This is a genomic window from Streptomyces hirsutus (genome assembly GCF_001418415.1).
Lineage (GTDB): Bacteria > Actinomycetota > Actinomycetes > Streptomycetales > Streptomycetaceae > Streptomyces > Streptomyces hirsutus.
Map to the genome: position 1 here is coordinate 1 of NZ_LIQT01000682.1, position 2,713 is coordinate 2,713.

2 protein-coding genes and 2 pseudogenes are annotated in these 2,713 nt (G+C 74.3%); all 4 read right to left on the reverse strand.

Features of this window, described 5'->3' with window-relative positions; genetic code table 11:
- Positions 1–189 (reverse strand): annotated as a pseudogene (locus AOK11_RS45930) (ADP-ribosylglycohydrolase family protein); the annotation flags it as partial.
- 2 nt (positions 190–191) lie between these two features.
- Positions 192–1,176, reverse strand: a pseudogene (locus AOK11_RS37360) (ADP-ribosylglycohydrolase family protein); the annotation flags it as partial.
- Positions 1,164–2,345: an ADP-ribosylglycohydrolase family protein gene (locus AOK11_RS37365; RefSeq protein WP_055598069.1), complete on the reverse strand. Its 1,182-nt coding sequence runs from the start codon at positions 2,343–2,345 to the stop codon at positions 1,164–1,166. The pseudogene AOK11_RS37360 and the gene AOK11_RS37365, both read right to left, overlap by 13 nt.
- Before the next feature lie 7 nt (positions 2,346–2,352).
- Positions 2,353–2,713: ADP-ribosylglycohydrolase family protein (locus AOK11_RS37370; protein WP_206189010.1), on the reverse strand; the 361-nt coding region annotated here is incomplete at its 5' end.

Genomic DNA, 2,713 nt, shown 5'->3' on the forward strand with positions numbered 1-2,713 from the left:
GGACACGGCACGGCAGACGGTGCCGGAGAAGTCGCCGTCCGCGTGGGTGAGGGCGGCGGCGATCAGGGCGGTGTTGGGGACGGCGTGCACCCAGTGGGTACCGGCGTGCAGGGCGTGGAGCCGGTCGACGACGGTGGCGAAGTCGTGGTGTTCGTGGGCCAGTCGTACGGCCTCGCGCACGGCGCGGGCNNCTGTACCTGTACCTGTACCTGCGCCTGCGGCGGTGGCGATGACGGCCGCGCCGAACATCGCGGCGTGCACACCGCCCGCGGTGTGCGTGAGGGTGGCGTCGCGATGGGCCTGTTCGGCGGCGCCCGCCGGATCGCCGGGGTTGGTCCAGCCGTGCACGTCGGCGCGGATCAGGGCGCCGATCCACTCGCGGAACGGGTTGCGGTGGCGGGCGGTGCGCGGCGGCTCCACGCCGTCGAGGAGGTTGCGGTAGGCGACGCGTTCGGCGGTGAAGGCACGGCCCGCCGGGAGTTCGTCCAGCCAGAGCCGGGCCACGTCCGCGGTGGTGAAGTCCTTGCCGTACCGCTGGAGCAGGAGCAGGTTGAGGAGGGGGTAGTCGAGGTCGTCGTCCTCGGGCATCCCGTCGATGTTCTCGGCGAGCGAGGTGGTCGCCGAGCGGCGGTTCCAGGGGTATCGCGCGGCCAGCTCCCCGGGGACGCCGAGGGCGGTGAAGTAGTCGTTCAGAGGCCAGTTTCCGGTGGCCCGGGCGAGTCGGCGGATGCCGTCGAGGGGGAGCTTCTCCACCGGCTTGCCGAGCAGGCAGCCCACGGCACGGCCGAGCCAGGCGGCTTCGAGACGGCCGGATTCGAGGCAGTCGTCCTCGAGAAGGCCGGCTTCGGCGCGGTCGGGGGCCGGGGGAGCGGCGCCGGCGGGTGAGGGCCAGTCCGGGCAGAGGGACTTGATGGCGCCGAGGTCCGTCGGTTCATCGTCCGCCAGGCCACTGGGCAGGTCGGCGAGTTCGTCCAGGAGGTCCCCGGCCAGCAGCCGGAGGTAGCGGGACGCCGGTTGCGGGGAGGCGCCCGCGCGGGGTGGGGCCTCGGAGCCGCCCGCCGCGCGCCACCGGGCCGCGACGGCGGCGACGGCGGCAGCCGACCGGCCGTCCTGGGCGGCCTGGCGCAGCTCGTGCCCGATCAGGTCCTCCGGCTGGACCCAGGTCAGTCGGAGCATTCCGGGCCTCCCAGCTCGGCGAACGCCCTTTCGTGCGAGCGGCGCCGGGACACGTCGCGCGCGAAGATTTCGCGGGCCACCTCCGTCAGCGCGGCCGCGGGTTCCAGGAGGTCGAGACGGCTGGCCTCCGCCACGGTCTTCGCCCAGCCCTCGGGGACCGGCGAACCGAGGGCGCCCGTCACGGCGCCGGCCATCGTGGCGATGGAGTCGCAGTCCCGGCCGTAGTTCACCGCGCCCAGCACCGCGTGCCGGAAGTCCCCGCCGGACACCACCACCATGCCCAGCGCGACCGGGAGTTCCTCGATCGCGTGCAGCCGCGACGGACGGCGGGCATCCAGCGAAGGGGCACGGTAGTCGGGGCCCACGGTGTCGTACGGGGCCACCGCCTCCCGCAGCGGGCGCAGCGCGGACTCGAAGTCCGTATGACGGGACGCCACTTCGCAGACCTTCTCGATCGCCGTCCGCGTGCCGTCCTTCGCCAGGGACAGGCAGGCGGCGACGACCGAGTCCGGTGTCGCCCCCGGTGCGCACGCGGCCGCCACGGCCGCGGCGAGGACACCGGCCGCCTCCCGGCCGTACGACGACTGGTGGGCCCCCGCGACGTCCAGCGCCTCGGCGTACGCGCCCGCCGGGTGGGCCGCGTTGACCAGGCCGACCGGTGCCATGTACATCGCGGCACCGCAGTTGACGATGTTGCCGACGCCCGCCTCGCGCGGGTCGACATGGCCGTAGTGGATCCGGGACACCAGCCACTTCTCCGCGAGGAAGACCCGCTGCAGCAAGAGCGCCTCCGCCTCCAGCTCCGGGATCCAGCGCGGGTGCGTCATCAGGTCGGGGACCAGGTGGTCGGCCACGGCGTGGGCGTCCAGATGGTCCCGGACCCGCGCGTACACCCGGACCAGGGCGTGCGTCATGAGGGTGTCGTCGGTGACATGGCCGTCGCCTTTGTGGTACGGGGCGATCGGCCGGGCGGTGCGCCAGTCGTCGCCGTTCCAGGGGCCGACGACGCCGTGGACACGACCGCCGTGGCGCTCGACGATCTGCTCGGGGGAGTACCCCTCGACAGGGCCGCCGAGCGCGTCGCCGACGGCGGCTCCCACCAGTGCGCCGGTGATCCGCTCGTCGAGGGAGGCACCCCGGACCCGCTTTTCGTGCTCTTTGAGCGTCATGCCCGAATCATCCTCCGGGGGGAGGCGGATGCGCGGCTTCCAGGAGCCCGGCGAGTTCCACCAGGTCGGTGCCGGTGAGCCGGGGGAGCGTGCAGCCGGAGAGGATGCGGCAGCTCTCCCGCCAGGACGCCGGGATCGCCGCACCCCCGCCGAGCGCGCCGGTCAGCGCGCCGACGAGGGCGGGGGCCGAGTCCGCGACCCGGGACAGACAGGCCGCCGCGGGCACCGCCTCCGCGATCCGGCCCTGCGAGGCGGTGGCCAGCGCGAGGGCCACGGGAACGGTCTCGGCGGCGGCGATGCCGTAGCTGTAGACGTGGTCGACGATCTGGTGCTCCAGGAGCGGCACGAGGGCGAAGGCGCCGTCGGTG

Bases quoted from the DNA above. Each gene is read 5' to 3' on its own strand.
- AOK11_RS37365 (WP_055598069.1), bottom strand. From the start codon at position 2,345: ATGACGCTCAAAGAGCACGAAAAGCGGGTCCGGGGTGCCTCCCTCGAC.